Origin of the sequence: Pseudovibrio japonicus (genome assembly GCF_014651595.1) — a bacterium.
Lineage (GTDB): Bacteria > Pseudomonadota > Alphaproteobacteria > Rhizobiales > Stappiaceae > Pseudovibrio > Pseudovibrio japonicus.
In genome coordinates this window covers 113528-130203 of sequence record NZ_BMXE01000002.1, presented here as the reverse complement: position 1 = coordinate 130203, position 16676 = coordinate 113528, and the positions used below count along the sequence as shown (strand labels likewise).

General features: G+C 51.9%; 12 protein-coding genes. 5 read left to right on the top strand and 7 right to left on the bottom strand.

The features are described 5' to 3' along the window. Positions 1-266 precede the first annotated feature (266 nt). The 3 genes from IE076_RS05305 to IE076_RS05295 all read right to left on the bottom strand — a co-directional run bounded on the left by IE076_RS05305 (position 267) and on the right by IE076_RS05295 (position 4730). Entirely contained in the window at positions 267-1841 is a 1575-nt protein-coding gene (locus IE076_RS05305; RefSeq protein WP_244649614.1) for a DUF1254 domain-containing protein, read from the bottom strand. Positions 1842-2214: 373 nt separating this feature from the next. Further along, a complete protein-coding gene (locus IE076_RS05300; protein ID WP_189435750.1) occupies positions 2215-3480 on the bottom strand; it encodes an SLC13 family permease in 1266 nt (421 codons plus the stop codon). 335 nt (positions 3481-3815) lie between these two features. Then, positions 3816-4730: a LysR family transcriptional regulator gene (locus tag IE076_RS05295; protein ID WP_189435749.1), complete on the bottom strand. Its 915-nt coding sequence runs from the start codon at positions 4728-4730 to the stop codon at positions 3816-3818. Positions 4731-4920: 190 nt separating this feature from the next. On the opposite strand from IE076_RS05295, the gene IE076_RS05290 reads away from it, so the two are divergent. Beyond that, positions 4921-5994 (top strand): tartrate dehydrogenase, encoded by a 1074-nt coding sequence (locus IE076_RS05290; RefSeq protein WP_189435748.1) that lies wholly within the window; start codon positions 4921-4923, stop codon positions 5992-5994. 8 nt (positions 5995-6002) lie between these two features. After that, positions 6003-7259, top strand: a complete 1257-nt coding sequence (locus IE076_RS05285; protein WP_189435747.1) for a glycerate kinase type-2 family protein — start codon at positions 6003-6005, stop codon at positions 7257-7259. Between the two features lie 164 nt (positions 7260-7423). Here IE076_RS05285 and IE076_RS05280 read toward each other — a convergent pair whose 3' ends face one another. Then, a complete protein-coding gene (locus IE076_RS05280) occupies positions 7424-8683 on the bottom strand; it encodes a multidrug effflux MFS transporter (RefSeq protein WP_189435746.1) in 1260 nt (419 codons plus the stop codon). 103 nt (positions 8684-8786) lie between these two features. Here IE076_RS05280 and IE076_RS05275 point away from each other — a divergent pair, with 103 nt between their 5' ends. The 3 genes from IE076_RS05275 to IE076_RS05265 all read left to right on the top strand — a co-directional run bounded on the left by IE076_RS05275 (position 8787) and on the right by IE076_RS05265 (position 13655). After that, entirely contained in the window at positions 8787-8945 is a 159-nt protein-coding gene (locus IE076_RS05275) for a hypothetical protein (protein ID WP_189435745.1), read from the top strand. A gap of 858 nt (positions 8946-9803) precedes the next feature. Further along, positions 9804-13142 carry a M10 family metallopeptidase C-terminal domain-containing protein gene (locus tag IE076_RS05270; RefSeq protein WP_189435744.1) on the top strand — a complete coding sequence of 1113 codons (3339 nt, stop codon included), beginning with the start codon at positions 9804-9806 and terminating at the stop codon, positions 13140-13142. A 102-nt stretch (positions 13143-13244) separates the two neighbouring features. Next, complete coding sequence (locus IE076_RS05265; protein ID WP_189435743.1) at positions 13245-13655, top strand: hypothetical protein; 411 nt, start codon at positions 13245-13247, stop codon at positions 13653-13655. A gap of 25 nt (positions 13656-13680) precedes the next feature. Here IE076_RS05265 and IE076_RS05260 read toward each other — a convergent pair whose 3' ends face one another. From IE076_RS05260 to IE076_RS05250, 3 genes are all read right to left on the bottom strand, one after another. Further along, on the bottom strand, positions 13681-14301 hold the full coding sequence (locus IE076_RS05260; protein WP_189435742.1) for a class I SAM-dependent methyltransferase: 621 nt from the start codon (positions 14299-14301) through the stop codon (positions 13681-13683). Between the two features lie 390 nt (positions 14302-14691). Further along, the gene (locus IE076_RS05255; protein WP_189435741.1) at positions 14692-16137 is read right to left on the bottom strand and encodes a uracil-xanthine permease family protein; all 1446 of its coding nucleotides are present in this window, start codon (positions 16135-16137) and stop codon (positions 14692-14694) included. Between the two features lie 30 nt (positions 16138-16167). After that, positions 16168-16671: an ureidoglycolate lyase gene (locus IE076_RS05250; RefSeq protein WP_189435740.1), complete on the bottom strand. Its 504-nt coding sequence runs from the start codon at positions 16669-16671 to the stop codon at positions 16168-16170. Between the last annotated feature and the right edge of the window lie 5 nt (positions 16672-16676).

The following is a 16676-nucleotide window of genomic DNA, read 5'->3' as shown; positions in this document are numbered from 1 at the left end:
CTCACTCTCCGCCATTTTTCTCTGGCATTAGCTGATAACGCAGCCGATGATTTCGGGCATCTGCAAAATACATATAGTTCCAAGGCCAACGACGTTAGCCAAAGCTCCATCATGTAATAGGCAATTGCTGGCCTAAACCATTGTTTCCCTAAATTGAACGGATGCCTTCTCCACCGCTATCCGAGAGGGGATCTGGATGACACTGCAAAGCCTTCCAATCTGACAGTTCGACAGCTTCTGCCTCGATCAAATTCCTGCTTCCAGTGCTATTCCAGCCGCTCTATGTCACCAGGTCTCCAGGTTTTTTCGAACCAACCCTCAGTGGGGCTGTAGAGGCGTAGGATTGCGAAAAATCCTTTGCCCGGAACTGTTTCCAGCCAATTACTTTCTTTGCCTTCCGGAGCTTCTGGGCCGAAGTAAAGGTCTACAGAACCATCGTCGTTGGCGACAAACACATCCTTGTGCTTTTCACTATTGTAACTCGGGAAAGGTTGACTGGTTTGCAGTTGCGAGCGTGTCTGGGGATCATAGAGCACAATCGAAACAAACTTTTCTGCAGGAGCATCCTTTGGAAGATTTAGCTTGTAGGTGTTGCTTCCGTCCAGATAGTTGCCTTCAGCGTCCAAAGCACCCCAGGCATACTGCGATCCTTTACCGATCAGCTCCTTTGTCATTGCAGGGGTGTTTACCGTTGCAAAGTAAAAAAACTCGGTTCGCGCGTCGAGATCACGCCCGCCTAGACCGTCGTCTCTAAGGAACTCATAGTTCCCACCAGGGAAACCGATCTTCCAGTAACTTCCGTCATAGAGGAAGTCGTCCGGGTTGCGTTCATACCAAAGCAGTGTTCGCGCAGTCGCATTGCCGACCTCAGCTGCTTTGATAAGGATATTTTTCATTCGTAAGTCTGGGTTGAATGGCTTGCCTTTTTGAATGCCAACGGACGCAAAGAGGCCGCGCAGTTCCGGGTCGAGCATCTCAACCGGCTCACGGTCAATGACAGCGTAGAGCTCTTTAAAGAATTCAAAGTCGGTCGCGTGGATGGTGTTATACGCCACAGTCGATCCGTCGTAGAACTCCATCTCAGGAGGGTTATCTTTTTGGGCAAGAGGATAGATCTTTACGCCATCTCGGAATAGCTTGCTGGAAAAGTCTGGCTTGCCATCCTTAAGAAAACCACGGGCGATAAACCAGTTTATCCAGCTGGGTGATTTGGCAACAAAATAGGTTTCACCGTCTACCTCGGCTTCCATGCCTCCCACAGGCGGATCAAGATCCCCTTCATAATCAGGCGGCAGTATCAGATATTTCCCGCCTTTGCCCGCATCTGGACCTGGAGCGCCCGTATCAATAACAAAGCGGAAGAATGCGTCATTCACTGTGCCGGGGCCAGTTCCCGGCGGAATTTCGATGACGGTAGGGCCATCTTCTTGCAGATTAAGAACTGCGCTCATATAGACAGTATCGGTGTTCCCGGTGAGGAAAAGTGGATTGCTGTCCATAAGTTCATCGAAGATGCGAACTTGATAGGAATTTGTCTTTCCATCAACTTCCTGACTACGGCGAATAGCTTCCATTGATGCTGCGGGAACGCCGCTTAGGAATGTTTGAACGCCGCGAATATAATCAAGGTGGTTGTATAAAGCTTCCGCAGTTGGCGCTGTGGGAATACCGTCGAAAAACTCGATATCGCCCGCTCGAGTGCTGTATTTATCCGGCGTCAAAAGGCCTTCTGGGATTTTCGTATTGTACCCTGGTGTTGCATCTTCAGCCGAGACGCTTTGGGCTAGGAGCGTACCAAGAAAAAGCACAGAAATAGTAGAGGTGCGAACGAGCTTGATCATTGTACTCTCCATTTCAAGCGGTGGCTAACTTATCTACTGTAATACTAAAGTATACTTATGCATAAGATAAGAAATTAAACAGCTAATGCGTCGAGTGATCTTCTTTATAAAATGCATCAGTACTCAAAAAATAAATTCACTGTCTTTGTTTTATTTATTATTTGCTACAACGATATTCAGGTTGTTAGCCTAACGATCTCAGGCTCTCGATAGTCTGCTTCGAGATCTTGTCTTGAACAGGCAAACGGGACTGTTGAGTACTTTCTGTATCAGCTACTGCCTAAGCGCTTTCTGGAGATCCCTGAGCTCACCAATAGAGGGCGCGGCAAACACGCTCGCACCCTCTTTGATTGTCCCGGCTAAAGCAGCGAAGCTACGGATAGAACGGAAAAAGGATCGGAAGTAAGGTCATGCTTACTATCGTGGAAACTAGGATCAGTGGCAGCCCCGCCTTCGCATAATCCTTAAACTTGTATCCCCCTGGGACGAGGACCATGAGATTCGCGGGCATGCCGATCGGCGTAGCGTAAGCGAGCGAGCCACCAATTACGATTGCCATTAACACAGCTCTTGGATCAGCTCCGATCGAAGTCGAAATTGACATCCCGATGGGCACCAGCAGCGCTGTCGTTGCTGTATTTGAGATGAAGTTAGTCATAACCACCGCCAGCAGAAATATGATCAGCATAATGAAGAAGATTGGCGTTTGCGGGCCTATGAGACCGAGCACTCCAGCAGCGATGACGCCTCCGGCGTCAGTTTTCTGCATTGCTGCCGCAAGCGATAGTATGCCTCCGAACAGGAAGATAGTGTTGGCGTCGATTGATTTGTAAGCGTCAGTTTCGCTGATGACCCCCATGAGAATCAGCATAATCGCTGCGATTGCGCCAGTGATATGGAGCGGAATCCCAATCTGTTGTTCAAACACCATGCCAAGAATGGTGACAATAAGGACAATAAGTGAGGCTTTCTTCTTCCATGCGGGCACATCTGAATGTGTATTGCCTGAAGTGCTCGATGCGATTTCAAAAGTCTTATGGTCCGGCAAAAACCTGAAGCCAATGGTCGCAACAAACAGGGTTCCTGCAAGCAGCACCGGCAAGCCAACAAGGCCATATTCAAAAAAACTAAAGCCCAACCCCTGTGTTTGTAGTTCCGCCTGAGCGATCAAGTTGCCCGGTGCACCAATCAAGCTCAGGTTCCCACCCATAGCAGCTGCAAAGACAATCGGCATGAGTAGCCTAGACCGTGCAAATCCGGACTGCGCCGCAATTCCGATGATCACCGGGATAAGCACCGCTGCCGTGCCTGTATTTGAAAGCAAACCTGACATAAAGCCGGTGAGCAGCATGATCGCTACGACCAGCTGTCGTTCAGTCTTGGCAAATCGCGTCACCAATCCGCCAATCTCGCTCGCCATTCCAGTTCTGAATAGCGCGCCACCAATGATGAACATGTCAACAAATAGGATGACGTTGTTATTTACGAAACCGGCAAAGCCCTCTGCGGGGTCAAGGACCCCTGTCAGGATCAAGCTGATGCAAACAATCATTGATGTCAGGGCAAGCGGAATTCGCTCCCATACGAACATGACAATAGCAAAGAGCAAAAGTAGTAGGGTAATCGTCGTCGGGCTCAAAGATGTCTCCCAGGTATGGGAAGCGATAGCAGGCGCTTCTCTCTTAAGGCGCCACTGGAGCGATGGCCTGAGCATCTCTTGTGTGTGATCGTTCGCGTAACAGTACAGGCAGTTGGCAGCAAACACAGTAGACTGTGGCCGTAATGCCCGAAAACGTCATAGAGATGACAATAACTTTACTGAAATGCTCCTCCCAAGCATCCCAGACCGTCCCAGATTTGGGACACCGTCTGACGATGGATCTTGGCAAGAAATAAGCAGCCTTCAATCGGCCTAGGATTATATACGTTTTGTGAATAATAGAGTGGTCGCCTGCGCTTAGAAAAGGCGCGGACTCAAAAGTTGTCCTCGAAGGCCTGAAGGTTCTCATTGAGTGCCGCTAGCAAGGCATCGCGCTGCTCATCGCGCGTTTCACGAGCCCATGCCACACCAAGAATAAGCTTGGATCTAGTCGACCCCTCGGGAACTTTCAAAGGTACGAAGGTGACACCCCTGATAGCGATGCGGGAGGTCCAGCTAGGCATAATAGCCACCCCGGCGCCTGCTGCGACAAGGCTTACAATGGTGTGCTTCTCCTCAGCGATCTGCACAATTCGCGCTGTGAGCCCGGCGTCGGTAAACAACTTGGTAGTTAAATCATAGGAATGTGGCCGCGACCTGCGCGCGGGCACGATCAAGGGTGCGTCTGCCAACTCTTGAACCGTCAGCTCGGACTTAGCCGCCAAAGGGTGATTGTTCGGCAGGGCAACAATTGCGGTCTCGAAGAGTAATGTCTGAAAATGGATCCTTGGATCAAGGAAATCAGGCGAACGACAAAAGGCGATGTCTATACTGCCCGCCACGATCTTCGGCAGAAGGTGGATGGTTTTCTGTTCGATCAGTTGCACTTCGATCTCAGGATGGGCAATCCGAAGTAGCTGCAAGAGCTGTGGTATCAGTCCGGCTGCGGCACTATCAATGGCGCCGACTTTCAATACAGCGGTCTCGGTGCGCCGGACGCTACGGATACGTTCTTCAAGAATATCGGCCTGCGCGACCAACAACCGTGCGTCCCCAAGAATTGCCCTACCGGCCTCGGTCAGCGCGACACTGCGTGTCGTGCGCAAGAAAAGCTTTGTCTCCAGCCGTTCTTCCAGGAGCCTGATTTGCCGGCTCAGCGATGCTGGCAGCATGTTCATGACCTGAGCCGCGCGTCCAAAATGCAATTCTTCTGCCGCGGCCAGAAAGCATCTGATCTGAATAATATTCATTCATCTCTCCTGCGGCGCGATTATCACGAAATACTATATAATTCTAGAGATCTTGAGCGTGATCACGTGATCGTTAAGTTTGTCTTGTGATAGCCGCCCGGCGTCGCAAGGGAGGAGTTCCAGGTTGCCTGATACCCAGCTCTGGCGCCCAATTCGGCTTCTCGGAGCGAATGAGGATCAGAACAGAATCATGAAAACTTATAAGATTGCCGCCATCCCCGCCGACGGTATCGGCCCTGAAGTCATCGCTGCCGGTATACAGGCACTGGAGGCGCTTGCGCGTCGCGATGGCGGATTTACTTTCGAGGTGACCGATTTCGATTGGAGTTCAGAACGCTACAAGAAACTCGGAGCCTTAATGCCTGAGGACGGGCCGGAACAGCTGAAAAGTTTCGATGCTATTTTCTTCGGCGCAGTGGGGGCTCCTGATGTACCCGACCATGTGACACTGTGGGGCTTGAGACTGCCGATTTGTCAGGGATTCGACCAGTATGCCAATGTGCGCCCAACCAAAATCCTGCCGGGTATCCAATCGCCCTTAGCGGATGTTGGTCCAGGCGATCTGGACTGGGTGATTGTACGCGAAAACTCCGAAGGTGAATATTCTGGTTGCGGTGGGCGTGCCCACAAGGGGTTACCTGAGGAAGTTGGTACCGAGGTCGCTATTTTCACGCGTGCAGGCGTCACTCGTATCATGCGCTACGCTTTCAAACTGGCACAGTCGCGGCCACGTAAGCTACTCACAGTCGTGACCAAATCCAATGCCCAACGCCACGGCATGGTGATGTGGGATGAGATTGCTGCCGAAGTCTCAAAAGAATACCCTGATGTGACATGGGATAAGATGTTGGTCGATGCGATGACAGTGCGGATGGTGAAGAGCCCGCAAAGCCTCGATACCATCGTGGCAACCAATCTGCATGCCGATATCCTGTCCGATCTGGCTGGTGCGCTGGCTGGTAGCCTTGGTGTCGCGCCCACCGGCAACATTGACCCGGAACGTCGCTTTCCTTCCATGTTCGAGCCAATCCACGGTTCCGCCTTCGATATTACAGGCAAGGGGATTGCTAATCCCGTCGCAACTTTCTGGACAGCATCGCAAATGTTGGAACACTTGGGCGAAGCTGATGCCGCCGCTCGGTTGATGCGTGCGGTCGAAAAGGTCTGCGCTGATGGCATTCTGACCCCGGACGTTGGTGGGAACGCCACAACGCAAGACGTCACCACCGCTGTCTGCGAAGCCATTCGCAAGGAAAATATCTGAGGCGGATGATGAGGGAGAAAGACGCAAAAGACCTGCTTCGGCAGATGATGAATGCTGCAATCGCGGCGGCAGACCCTGCCACCGCAATTGCCCCCAACCTGCCAGAAAAGCCTAAAGGCCGCTGTATCGTGTTGGGAGCTGGTAAAGCTGCGGCGGCCATGGCTCAAGCACTTGAGGAGGCTTGGCCGGATGTCGACCTATCAGGCATCGTTGTGACCCGCTACGGTCATGCAACCCAAACCGAGCGGATCACGGTGAGAGAAGCCTCCCATCCTGTCCCCGATGCGGCGGGAGAAAAGGCAGCAGCCGAGATTCTTCAGGCAGCAAAAGAAGCAGGACCAGATGATCTGGTGCTCGCGCTGATCTCCGGTGGCGGCTCAGCCCTTATGACACTCCCGGTTCCACCGGTGACATTGGCCGAGAAGGTCGAAGTCAACAGACTGCTGCTGAAATCTGGCCTGACCATCGAGGACATGAACCGTATACGCCGCCGCCTGTCGCTGATTAAAGGTGGGGGGTTGGCCCGAGCGGTGTTCCCTGCAAGATTGGTCACTCTGGCCATTTCGGATGTCCCGGGCGATGATCCTGCTGCAATTGCCTCAGGGCCCACAGTTCCCGATCCCTCATCTGATGAGGATTTGTCGCGCCTGGTAGCAAAGCTAGGGCCAGACCTACCCAAATCTGCTCGAGATATCCTGCTGTCTCCGGCGGCGCCACAAGACGACTTTAAGCCCGACTACCGATTGATTGCCACTCCGCAAATGTCGTTGGAGGCTGCTGCCCAAATCGCGCGCGGTGCCGGTGTCACTCCGCTTCTGTTGGGCGACGCACTTGAGGGAGAGGCCGCACAGCTTGGCATCGTCATGGCAGGGATTGCGCAGGCTACCGCTGCCCACGGAACACCAGCCAAAACGCCCGCAGTTCTGCTGTCGGGCGGAGAGACAACAGTTACCATCGGTACTGAGAAACCGGGCCGTGGTGGGCGCAATACCGAATTCTTATTGAGCCTTGCATTATCTCTCAGCGGTCACCCCAAGGTCTATGCGCTGGCTGCCGATACCGACGGCATTGACGGTACAGAGGACGCCGCAGGAGCTCTCATTACCCCGGAAACACTGGCACAAGCACACCAACTCAACCTCAACCCCCGCGACTATCTGCACAACCACGACAGTTACACCCTCTTCAACCACCTTAACGCACTGATTAAGACTGGTCCCACACTGACAAACGTGAACGACTTCAGAGCTATACTTGTACTCTAGGTGATTGAGGAACAGGAGCACATGATCCGCGATATACCTTCCAGTCTTCTCAGCTATCGGGCAAGTGGGTAGATATGCTCGGTTAAGCTTCTACAATACCAAATTAGCTTGCAGGAGTTCGCCAAGGCTCATTCAGCCAAGACCCGCTCCTGCCTGTCCTCCTGCTACTCCGAGGAGGGCGGCCGAGCGGGCTCTGATTGGAAGAGGCGGCCTTTTTCTGTGATGAGCACCGTTAAGATTGCCAGCAGTGAGTAGATAAAACACCCGACGGCGTAGGGGACCAGAGTGCCATTGTACAAGGCTCCGACAATCGCCCCGAGAACAGCTGCCATGAAGATCGTGAAGAAGTTAATCATCGCAGATCCCGCACCCGCAAGTTTGCCTAGGGGGTCCATGGCTAAGCTATTGAAGTTTGGGGCAATACTTCCGAAGAAGAAGTAGACAACGCCCTGAATTACCACAAATCTCACAAGCGATGTTGAACCTGTGAGCGATAAGATCGCACTAAGCATGTTGGCTGCGATGAACCCTATGAGGGCAATGTGAGACAGTCGCCGAAGGCCGTATTTCTCCACGAGTGTCGCATTTAGGAATGCAGCAATGGACATAAACACGGCCATCGAAGCAAAATAGAGGGGGAACGATTCGTGCCGGTCAAATATGTCCGCAAAAATCTGCTCGGCAGAATTAAGGAATGCAAAGAGTTGCGCAAAAACCAGCGTTAAAGCGATCATATAGCCCAACGTAACGCGGGTCTTTAACACTGATTTATATGCATTCAACAGTGATGGTAACGTGAACCCGCGGCGCTCCTCGATGGGCAAACTTTCTGGGAGCTTGATATAACTTAAGCAAACCATGATAACGGTGAAGACCGTCAGGAGATGGAAGATCCACTCCCAGTCAGCCACCAGCAGAACACCCTGACCCATTGATGGCGCGATAACCGGGCATATCATCAGGACGACCATGGTAAGCGACATGACACGCCCCATCTGACGGCCATTGTACCAATCCCTTATGATCGAGAAGGCCATAACTCGCGGAGCAGAAGCGCCGATGCCCTGAAGAAGGCGAGCCCCAATCATAACCTCAAATGAGGTAGCCAGTGCAGCGACAATGGTTCCTACCGCGTAAACGGCGAGGCCGCACATGAGTATGGGCTTGCGCCCTATCCAATCAGAAACCGGCCCGATAATCAAAGAGGTGCAACCCAATCCAACCAGATAAGCGGTGATGATGAGCTGTGCACGGTTTGGATTTTCCAAACCCAACGTTGAACCGATCTCCGGTAATGCGGGCAGCATAACATCCATGGACAGCGAGTTAATCGCCATGAATGCGCCGATCATAATTACGAAACCGGCGAACGTCATGCCTTTATGAGGAGTTAGAACGGCCTGATTTTTAGCTGTTTGGGACATCAAGTATTTCTTTCAGCGCTTCCCTAATCGGTCATCAAGAGGTTGCTTCGGTGCTTGGGTAATTGAACGTTTGTTCTCGGCTCGTAGTTTCATCGGAAGGCCAATGGCAAACGAACACATAACTAAAACTGTCTCAGGCGATGCTCTTCCCGGAACCGGTTCACCCAAGATCCTGATGCCGCTGGAAGCGCAAGAAGTTGGAAAGAGCCAAGTGAAAAAAAATCACCTAAAAGAGGCTGCAGCTTCGGCTGGGTTTCCTTAGTGATGGCCTTCGCTGAAGGCTGGGACAAAGGCAGTGACCATGAGGCAGCAGTTCAGCCAGCTCAGCCGTACTCATCCTTTAAGTGCCTAATTCTGCCTGCTGAAATAAGCAAAACCACACCCTCACCACATCAAAAAATCAGGGACAATTTCCAACTGCTTCGACTTAGTAAAACTGGAAATGCTGCGCCAGCAGTCAGGTTTCATACAACTTTAAAGCCGTTGGAGAATGAAAAGCTCTCAAGTTAACCGGTTATCTGCCAACCAATTACGGCGTTATTCTGGCGGAACTATTGCTTGCAAATTATTCATGTATTTTAATCAAATAATATTAAGGTATTTTAATTAATATATTCATGAAAAATCTTAAGTCACGCATAGTAACTTAAAAATTATCATCTTAAATCCAATTGACTTTAAACTGAGTTTCAAAAAGAATTCTGCGATCATGTGAGCGGTGCTTATAATTAAGCTTTGCAAAGTATGGGGTCGTCGGTTTTCTACTGTGGTTTCTCTGGATCCGCACACGCTAGACGTGAACTTGGGGCTATTGAAATGCTTTATATCTATGACAAGTCTATTGCTGGATGTGCCGACAGCCATTATCTCGCGCCCAGGCCCGGTGGGGCAAAATCGGTCTGGAACACATATCTCGCCAGCATTTCTGGCCTGATAATAAGAGTCTTCCGCAGGTCGCAGCGCGTAGCTGGGCCCGCAATTTCTCAGCAACTTCATTCTTCAAACAACGTCCTTCAACGCCTGTGAGGACGACGGCATGTGCACCGTCAGGTTTTACCTGACTGGCACCGATAATACGCAGCATTAAGCATCCAAGCTTTGTACAAAGGGAGAGACAAAGATGCCAAGTCAAAATGACTCCACCGATCAGTGGTGGGTGAATGATCAAACGCCAGATAATCCGTTTGGGAAGAGCGAGGATTATGAAGCGTACATCAACTACCTTATGGCCCTGCCGCGCAGCCTGACGCCTGAGATCGCAAACCAGCCAATGGTGATCAACGTTTCAGGACTCAACGATCATCCGGAGTATAAAGCTGCTGCGATCGGTGCCTTGAACATGTGGTCGTCAGTGACCCCATTTGAGTTCGTAATAGTCGATGATATTCCATTCGATCCTGATACGCAGTGGATGGAAATCGTTAGCCCAAATGTGGGTGAGCAAGACGACGGCAGTGCTTACTCAAGCAATCGCTATATCAGTATTGGCCAGCGCTTCCATGACACTGAGCCGAACCTGACCGACATCGGCGGTTATGTGTTTGACAGCTTTATCCATGAACTGGGTCACGAATTCGGCCTGAACCACCCTGGTATTTACAATTACGAGGGACCGGGTGGTGATCAGATCACCTATCTGAACAATGCCACCTGGACTTATGACCGCCAGCAATACAGCATGATGTCGTATTTCGATGGCATTGATGTTGGAGAAACAACTCGCTGGGCGTCATCCACGCCGATGATTGCTGATATTGAGGCAACCATTCGTCGGTTCTTCGCGGAAGTTGATGAAAACGGCGAATGGGTCTATCAAAAGATCGACCTGAACACCGGCGATAACACATACGGCTTCAATAGTACTGAATACGGCTACGAGCTGACTTCCTCTGGCATGCAGCATGATATTGGCTTTGTTATCCACGACACCGGTGGGGTCGATACTATTGACTTCTCGGGATCAACCGCTGGCACCATTCTTGATCTGCGCTCCGGTCAGTTCTCCAGCGTAAACGGACACAGCAACAACGTATCGATCTTTGCTGGACACAACGAAGATCAGACCGAGTATTACATCGAGAACGGCATCGGCAGTAATTACGATGACATTCTGATTGGTAACGACGGTGACAACACTCTGGACGGTCGCGGTGGTGCAGACCGCATGGCTGGCGGTAACGGTGATGATGTCTATTTCGTCGATTCCGCTGATGATATCGTTCGTGAAGAAGCTGACGGTGGCAATGATACGATCATTGTGTTGAACAGTGATTTGGATCTGGGTGATGTCGAAAACGTTGAAAACATAATCTATGTGGGTGGCACGCCTATAGATCCAGTTGTCGATGATGAGGATGACACACCTCCTGACGTTGGTACTCTACCGACCGACATGATCTTCGGTGATGATGATCATAACACACTCGACGGTGGTGCTGGCGACGACACAATCTTCGGCATGGATGGCGATGATCTCATCATCGGTGGTCGGGATTCCCTGGCTAGCCGCGACATTAACAACACCATTGCTATTGAGGATCTCGAAGACCAGACCGAGAGCGATGATGGCGATGACGTGCTTTATGGCGGTGCTGGTAACGATACCATCTTCGGAGGTGCCGGTGACGACATCCTGGACGGCGGTGACGGCGACGACATCCTGATGGGTCAGGACGGCGTTGATGTCTTTATCGGTGGCGACGGCGTCGACACTGTTGACTTTAGCCAAGAAAGCCCGTTCCAGCTGCTCGTCAACCTGGAAACCAATGTGGCGAGCGGTGGTACTGCTTCCGGCGACACCTTCTACAGCATTGAGAACCTCATCGGTTCTGATGACCGTATCGATCGCTTCATCGGTACCGATGATGCAAACCACTTCTGGGGTCAGGGCGGCGGCGACGTCTTCAACGGCGGTGGCGGTGACGACATTCTCGATGGTGGCCGTGATGGCGATTTGCTCTATGGTGACGAAGGTAACGACATCCTCATCGGTGGTTCTGGTCAGGACTATCTGGATGGTGGTGAAGGCATTGACACAGTTGTGTACTCCGGAAGCTCCGAAGGCGTAATGGTTGACCTTGCCAATGGAACCGCACGTGGTGGCGATGCTGACGGACCTAACGCGATTGTAGGCCGTGGTACCATCATAGCTCACGACATCATTGTTGATGTTGAAAATGTTGTTGGTTCCTTCCACGATGATCACCTAATCGGTAACGATCAGACCAACGAACTCTCTGGTGGGTCTGGCAACGATACACTGACCGGTGGTGAAGGTGCCGACGTTCTCAATGGCGGCGCAGGCAGTGACACTGCGGACTATGCGGATGCAACCAGTGGCGTCAACCTCAACCTGAATGGTAACGGCTCTGAAGGTGACACCTACATCTCCATCGAAAACCTTGCTGGCTCAGGCCACAATGACCGTATCAGAGGAGATAACGCTGCCAATACGCTGACAGGTCAGGGTGGTAACGATGTGCTCCGCGGTGGTCGTGGTGATGACATCTTGCTCGGTGACTTCGCTGATGTGGCTCCTCCGATCCCACGTCCAGGCATGGGCACTGGTTACGTCACACTCGGAGCGGATGCTACCAACAACTCCATTGATACCGCGTTCGACATCTCCGACAACTTCTCGTTGACTGAAGATCCAAACATCTTCGACTCGACGACAGTTCTTCACACCACTGTCGATGCAACCGGCAATGGTCTGGGTGGATACTACAAAATTGAGCTGCACGCTGGGTCAACCATCTCCATCGATATTGATGGTATTGCAGATCCAGACGTCCACGACAGTTGGGTCCTCCTGCTAGATAGCGAAGGCAATGTCGTCGCTCAGAACGATGATGGTGCCGGCGATCCTGGTTCCGTACACGGCCGAGATTCCAGCTTGGCCTTTACTGTCGAAGAAACCGGAACCTACTACATTCTGGAGGGCGCATGGTCTCCAGATGTAGAGGGTGGTTGGTTAGAGGCTGTGCCGGAAGGTTCAACCTACACCCTCAACGTGTCCATTGACTTCCCGCCTGAGCCAATCCTGCCGGGTGAAGCTGGCAACGATAAGCTCTATGGTGGTCAAGGCAGTGATATGCTGGATGGTGGTCTCGGTGCTGACCTTCTGGTTGGCGGTTCAGGAGAGGATTCCTTCCGCTTCTCTACCGAGCTTGGTGGAGACAATGTTGATGAGATCAAGGACTTCAATGTCAATGAAGATCTGATCCTTCTGGACAGCGACATCTTTGCGGAGCTTGGCGGCGAGGGTGCACTCGGCCTCAATGCATTCCACATGAGTGCTGCAGGTGTCAGTCAGGATGCAAACGACCGCATCATCTACGACACCGACAGTGGTGCTCTGCTTTATGATGCAGATGGGTCCGGAGACATGGCTGCAATCCAGTTCGCACAACTGGATGCGGGTCTTGGTCTCTCAGCAGACGATTTCGTGATAGTTTGATAAGAAACAGGAGGGGGGCTTGCAGGCTCCCCTCCTGCACTTGCACTGGTCATCTCGCATAACGAGATTTCCAGAACTAAGACAAGCCAAAGGGAATGTATCATGAAGCGTCAAACCAATCGCCATAAAGCGCTTTTAGCAGCCGGCTTGTTGGTTGCGGGCAGCACTGCGGTTACCCAGACAACAGCTGCTCAGCCGACTGATGTTACCGGCATGCTCAGGTTCGAGAGTGGTGCAGAGATTCCAAAAGGCCATATCAAAATTTTTCTCAGAGACCCAGAGAGTCAGCCCAAGATGCGAGAGCTTGTTGCCAAAACTCAGGTCAAGAGTATTGGCAAGTTCAAATCGCTGACATTTTCCGTCACGCTGCCTCCAAATATGTCGGCTTCGCCAACCCAGCAAATTGTGGCTCGTCTTGAAAGGGCCGATGGCTGGCTCCTTGCTCGCGGCAGCGCCAAACTCAAGAATGACGAAGCCGTAGACATCACGCTATACACCGCGATGCATCAATGAGGTCAAAGCTCAGCGCTTTTCTCCCTCAATTCCTTGGTTTTCCGCCTGTCTTGAGAGCGATCAGTATAAGCCATTTCTCCTCTGAGAGGGTCGGTTTGTTGCGCAGTGTTATGCGCGCCTCCTCGAGCCGTAGATCAGGGACATCCTGCAAGATTGACCTGAAGCGCTCTTCCGTCATCATGGAAAACAACCGCCCGTCCTCTCGCGTGACTTCCCCGTCTCCCAGTTTGAACGAGGCAAAGAGAATCCCTCCAGTCTTGAGTGCAGCGCTCAGATTTCTAAGTGCCAATGGCAGCTCTGCATAAGGAACATGCAAGAGCGAAGCGTAAGCCCAAATTGCATCGTAAACCGGCTCACTTTTGAAGGCCTGAAACGTGGTTTGCTGAACATCGATCCCTACCAGTTTACGAGCGGACTTGACCATCTCCGCAGAGGAATCGAACGCGTCAACCTGATAGCCCAACCTCTTGAATGCATAAGCATCCCGGCCAGACCCACAACCTGCATCAAGAACACGCCCAGCTTTCCGAAATTTGCTCAAAAAGCGCTGATAGTGCTCCCCCATATCCAGATAGAGCGTGCGCTCAATAAAACTCCAGGCATTATTCTCATAATAGGCTTGGGTGCCGTTTTCCTGATTTGACATGAGATTTTCGAGCCTCTCTACGCTCAGCAAGAGTTCGGGCCAGATCTTTAAAGGGGGTGATATGAAAAGACCAGCACTTTGGGGAAAGAGTATTTGCAATTGCCGATCACAGACCTAATGATCCTGTGGGTTTCGGTCGTGCTTTTGCGCGAGTTGATATCGGGATACCGCAGAAGTATGGAGAGCCTATGATGACCGTAAAAACTGCGGAAACGCGACACGTTTCACAAGCTCCGGAAGGACACAGACTCAGGCTACGTCTAGGCATGATCGGAGGTAGTCAGGGAGCGTTTATCGAAACCGCCATAACAAGCTCTCAGAACGCCGAAACCTGAGAAAAGCATTAGGAGCAACTCTCCTCACCATCCAAAAATGGCGAGGAGAGTTTCGTTAGGCTTGGGAGCCCGTAGGTTTAAGTGGTGCACCCTCCTGCGAGGCCATACCACCGGAAACTTCCTCAGTTGCCTCAGCAGAAAGCTCTTCCGGCAATACCAGATTTAGCACAATTGCAATCAGCGCTGCTGGCAGCAATCCGCTGGTCATCAAGATACGCAGTGTGTCAGGAAGATATTGAACTGCTTTGGGGTCCAACTGTAATCCAAGACCGATTGACAGAGAAATCGCAAAGATCACCATGTTGCGGCGGTTCCAGTTGACATCGGAGAGCATGGAAATACCCGCAGCCACCACCATGCCAAACATGACGATCACGCCACCCCCCAGCACCTCAATAGGAATTGTGCGGATGAGTGCACCAACTTTCGGTACCAGCCCGCACAGGATCAGGAATAGCGCTCCGATCGTCACCACATGACGGCTCATCACACCCGTCATGGCGATTAGGCCAACATTTTGGCTGAAGGATGTATTAGGCAACCCGCCGAAAACACCAGCGACCGCAGTACCAAAACCGTCGGCATAGGTTGCGCCCTGAATTTCCTTGTCCGTTGCCTCACGACCAGCACCACCCTTGGTGATCCCGGAAACATCGCCAACGGTTTCAACCGAACTCACAAACGCCATCAGACAAAAGCCGATCACTGCGGCCAGACTAAACTCAAAGCCGTAGACGAAAGGCATTGGCAGTGCGAAGGAAGCTGAACGGCTCACGCTTGCAGCAATGCTATCCACTGTCACCATTCCAACCATCATGGAATAAAAGTATCCGACCAGAATCCCAATCACCACTGCAGAAACAGCAAGAATTCCACGCGCATAAAACTTAAGAGCAAGCGTGACCAGAACAACAATGAGTGCAGCAGACCAATTGAGTAAGCTGCCATACTCCGGTGTGTTAATGGCAGGAACACCGCCCGCCGCGTACTGAATACCCACCTTGACCAGTGCTAGACCGATCATGGTTACCACGAGCCCGGTCACCAGCGGCGGCAACGCAAAGCGAATTCGGCCAATGAACATGCCAAGAAAGGCATGGAACAAACCGCCAATGAGCACGCCGCCAAACAACGCGGGCAGGGCCTCAACCCCCTTGCCTGCAACAAGGGGAATCATAATCGGAATAAAGGCAAAACTGGTGCCCTGAACAATGGGAAGTCGCGCCCCCACAACGCCCATGCCGATGGTTTGAAAGAGTGTGGCGATCCCGGCAAAGAGCATGGACATCTGGACCATGTAAGTCATATCCGGAAAACCCTGCGCTCCGGCATCAGACCCAAATCCGAACCCCGCAGCACCGGCAATAATGATCGCTGGCGTGACATTCGAGACAAACATGGCAAGTACATGCTGAATGCCAAGCGGAACCGCCTTGTGTAAGGCAGGCATATAGTCGGGATCACGCAGTTGCTCTGCGGTCCCGATGGAATTGCTGGTCATTTAGTCCCCTCCTACTAATGACGCACAGTGTTATTCCGTTATTAGGTAGGCCTCCTTCAGCCAGTGTTCTTCTAGGTTGTTTCCTTCCCCAATCCGATCCACAACGGCAAACAAGCCTGACCCGCTGATCGGGGTCAGAACGCCGTGCCACACATTGCGTTTGATATTGATAGACTGGGGGGCTCGCGCCATAAACGCACGAGGTGTTGAAGGTCGTCCGCCTTCATCCTCTGCGACAATGACGAGATACTCTGATTGATCCATGGGAATGAAGCATTGCGACCCCAAGGGGTGACGCTCAAGCATTGTCAGTATATGCGGAAGGCGGCGCAGCTCAGCCTGAAACAGACTTACGCCAGCACGTCCGCCGATAAATTCGATGCCTGCCAGATCGGAGAAACGCTCACATCTGCCCTCGTTGATCATAATGGGCGATTTGCTGCCAACCTCAAGCAATTCACCGAACGCACTGAAGGCCTCATTTGTGAGTTCTTCAATCCGTATCTGGCGCGTCTCTACAAGCTTCTCACTCATTGCTG